The 2,956-nt window shown below is 66.1% G+C and carries 4 protein-coding genes; 2 read left to right on the top strand and 2 right to left on the bottom strand.

Annotated elements, in window-relative coordinates:
* Window positions 1-630: 630 nt before the first annotated feature.
* Together AB0M26_RS31690 and AB0M26_RS31685 are read right to left on the bottom strand one after the other, a co-directional pair.
* On the bottom strand, window positions 631-816 hold the full coding sequence (locus AB0M26_RS31690) for a hypothetical protein (RefSeq protein ID WP_365266445.1): 186 nt from the start codon (window positions 814-816) through the stop codon (window positions 631-633).
* Window positions 817-843: 27 nt separating this feature from the next.
* Window positions 844-1,398, bottom strand: a complete 555-nt coding sequence (locus AB0M26_RS31685) for a hypothetical protein (RefSeq protein WP_365266443.1) — start codon at window positions 1,396-1,398, stop codon at window positions 844-846.
* 462 nt (window positions 1,399-1,860) lie between these two features.
* On the opposite strand from AB0M26_RS31685, the gene AB0M26_RS31680 reads away from it, so the two are divergent.
* Together AB0M26_RS31680 and AB0M26_RS31675 are read left to right on the top strand one after the other, a co-directional pair.
* Window positions 1,861-2,097: a hypothetical protein gene (locus AB0M26_RS31680; RefSeq protein WP_365266440.1), complete on the top strand. Its 237-nt coding sequence runs from the start codon at window positions 1,861-1,863 to the stop codon at window positions 2,095-2,097.
* Window positions 2,097-2,369 (top strand): hypothetical protein, encoded by a 273-nt coding sequence (locus tag AB0M26_RS31675; RefSeq protein ID WP_365266437.1) that lies wholly within the window; start codon window positions 2,097-2,099, stop codon window positions 2,367-2,369. Before AB0M26_RS31680 ends, AB0M26_RS31675 begins: the two co-directional genes overlap by 1 nt.
* Window positions 2,370-2,956: the final 587 nt, after the last annotated feature.

Below are 2,956 nucleotides of genomic sequence, written 5' to 3'. Positions count from 1 at the left end.
GCTACCTCGCCGGCCTCCACCTCCGTGCCTCCATGATCTGGATCAACGACCTCCTGAAGGCGACTGGCTGATCACAACATCACACAGGCCCTAGCTGGCTTCAGCTTCGCCTGAAGCGCCATCAAAGGCTCGGTTGAACCATCGGGGCGCTGCCCGGTCACCTGGAGAATGGACTTCTCGAGGACCGCCGCGACCGGACGAAACCCCTTCGAACTCCAGGACCTCCTCGAACGCACACCACCGCCACCGCCCGACCTCCTGCTCTGCGAGTACTGCGGCCGCCCGCCCCGACCAAACGTCGAAGCCGGCCCGGCTCCCTGGTGGTGCCCGGCCCGATGCCGACGCAGAGACGATCTCCTGAAGAGCGCACCCTCCAGCAACGGCATCCTCCCGGACCAGAAGCAGGTCCTGCCCTGCCCCGGCTGCGGAGCCCAGTTCATCCGGCCCTCGGTCAGCCCACGCAGTGCCTGTTCACCCCGCTGCCACGGCAGGAACGTCCGCGCGCAACAAGCCGAGCTGGCCCTCTACGAGAATCCGGACGCAGTTGAGGATGAATCCGCCTGATCCGGGCGGTCAAACTCACGCGCCAGACGGCCAAGATCCTTTGTCAGAGGTCGCCAACACGCCCGCTCAGGCGCGCGCAGCGCACGCCGTTCGGGATCCTCGCGGGCGGGCTTCGATGGCCTCGCGCACGAGGGAGACCAGGATGTCGGGCGGCAGGGCCTCGGCCTGCCGGGCCACGATGCCGGAGAACGACCTGAAGTCGTTCGCCTTGGGCGGGACGGACACCAGCAGGACCAATGTGGGAACCAGCACCCCCGCCTCGCCATCTCCACACGCTGATCATGGCAGCGATAGCGCTCCGGTCCGCACCGCATGGTTGAGCCGGGCGAGCGCGCGTGGGAGATGGCCGCGGGCATTGCCCATGCTGTCCTGGCCCGCGGCGTACGCGTGCGTCTCACGTTTGCCGCCCCGTGGCCGGCGCACCACACAGGTGAGGTCATTGATGTCGACAGCCGTGATCGTACGAATAACTACCTGGTCCAGGGTTGCGAGTTCGCGTGGATCTCTCCCGTGGTGCATCATCGCCATCCCGACGAATCCGTCGGCGCAGTCGGCGAAGCGGGTCGCGGTCACCGGGCCGGGGGCCGGATACTGGGACGCCCACTCGAGCACACCATCGCGCCACTCGCCTGACGGAATCTCAAACAGCTCGATCATTCTGCTGGACAGGTCGGACATATACAGGGCCCACAGGCGCGGAGGTTGGTCCCAGCCGTACCGTTCACCCTTACGCTCCTCTATCGCCTGCAGGGCGCACGCAAACGCGTCTCGCTCCTGATCACCAGTGATCTCGGTCGGTTCGCCGTAGCGCATGCGATGACGTCCAAGATCCACGGGGTCACTCCCTCTCGCTGGTGTGGTCATGTCTCGCCGCCGAAACGGCAATTGCCGGAGAGGCGCGGATTTGCGGCTTCTGTCGCGCCGGTTTCACGATAATCGTCGTCACTCTCTCCGTCACGGAGGCTGTCCGTGCCTACCACCTCGGGGGAACCCGACGCCTAACCGCACCACGACTCCCCCCGGGCCGCTCTCACCAACCTCACGTCGACGGCCAACCAGGCTCCAGGCAGGGCCTGATCAGCAGACCGCTGCCGTCAAGATCTCTTGTCAAACGGTCAAGATCACTTGTCAGAGGACATCCGCGCGTCGTTACTGGCTGTATTTGTACCCTTCTCTCGGCACACTGGCGGCCAGCACCGTTGGCGAGCGACGAGGGACTGTTGCCAGGCGTGGTCCCCATGTCTGGATGCGAGCGATACCGTGATGAGACACGCCAGTTCTGCCTCTGGAGTCCCGATGAGCGAACAGCCGGCCCGCGCCGAGACCGCCACCCGGCAGCAGCTGGAGCCCGCGGCCGCCGACGCCGTGCGGGCCTACGCCGCCCGCACTCGGGACAACGCCGACCGCCTCGCCGGCGTCCTCGAGGACATCGCGGAGAACGGCCTGCCCGCAATAGAGGACTGCACGCCGTGGGAGGAACTGCGCGAGACCCACATCGCCCGTCTCACCGCCCAGCGCCCCGCAGTCGCCTGATGCCCCCACGCCCCGGCCACAAGCGCGCCAGGATCGCTTTCAGCGGCTCTGCTGCCAAGCAACTCGAGGACCTCACCACCGAGGCCGAGATCCACGCCTTGGACCGCGCTCTCGTAGCCATCTCCGTCGACCCCGAGCTCGGCGAGCCGATCCCCGGCGACAGCACTCACCCAGAACTTCGCCAGTACACCGACGAGATCGAAGCGGTACGGATCTTGTACTGGGTCACGGCTTTGCAGACGGTCGTCGTGGTGGCATACGTCGAGCTGTAGCCGCCTCCGCTGTGTAGCGATCACGTGCTCCCCGAGCAAACTCAATGTGTGCAAGGCAGGTGCTACGACGACCACGGGTCCTCGCCGTCGAGGCCGTACTCCTCACGTTGCCTCAACGTCATGACCTCCATGACCAGATGGGGCGATTGTCGGCGCAGATGTGCTGGGTCGTGCGACGCCAGGGCTTCCTCCCGCCCAGGTAGGCACACACTTGGTGCCAACCCGGGACGATGCGGTCAGCAGCCCCAGGAGCTCCCGGTAGGCGTCCTCGTCGGTCTCGGGGTGGCACCGCTACTCCCTACAGCTCAGAAAGGACCGCTCTGGCCCCGATCGGCTGCTCGGGGCCAGAGCGGTCCTTCGATGCGTTCCCACTCTTCGTTCTGTGCGGGTGGGTAGGGCATCGGGGGTCTTCGGGGCTTGGATGGCTGAAGGAGGTACAGCCGTGAAGACCTCGGCTTTTGGAACGAGGGGCTCTGGGTGGGGGTTTCGCGCTGCTAGGGAGCGTATTTGGTCGTGATCAAGGGGTGGCTCGCGTGAGGTCCTTGATCCAGATCATCGAGGCGCGGAGGTGTAGGCCGGCAAGGTAG

The sequence above is a fragment of the Streptomyces sp. NPDC051776 genome, from assembly GCF_040681345.1.
Classification (GTDB): domain Bacteria; phylum Actinomycetota; class Actinomycetes; order Streptomycetales; family Streptomycetaceae; genus Streptomyces.
This window is presented reverse-complemented; position numbering and strand designations above follow the sequence as displayed.

Coding starts and splice junctions, on each gene's coding strand:
- AB0M26_RS31680 (WP_365266440.1), top strand. CDS start 1,861: ATGAGCGAACAGCCGGCCCGCGCCGAGACCGCCACCCGGCAGCAGCTG.
- AB0M26_RS31675 (WP_365266437.1), top strand. CDS start 2,097: ATGCCCCCACGCCCCGGCCACAAGCGCGCCAGGATCGCTTTCAGCGGC.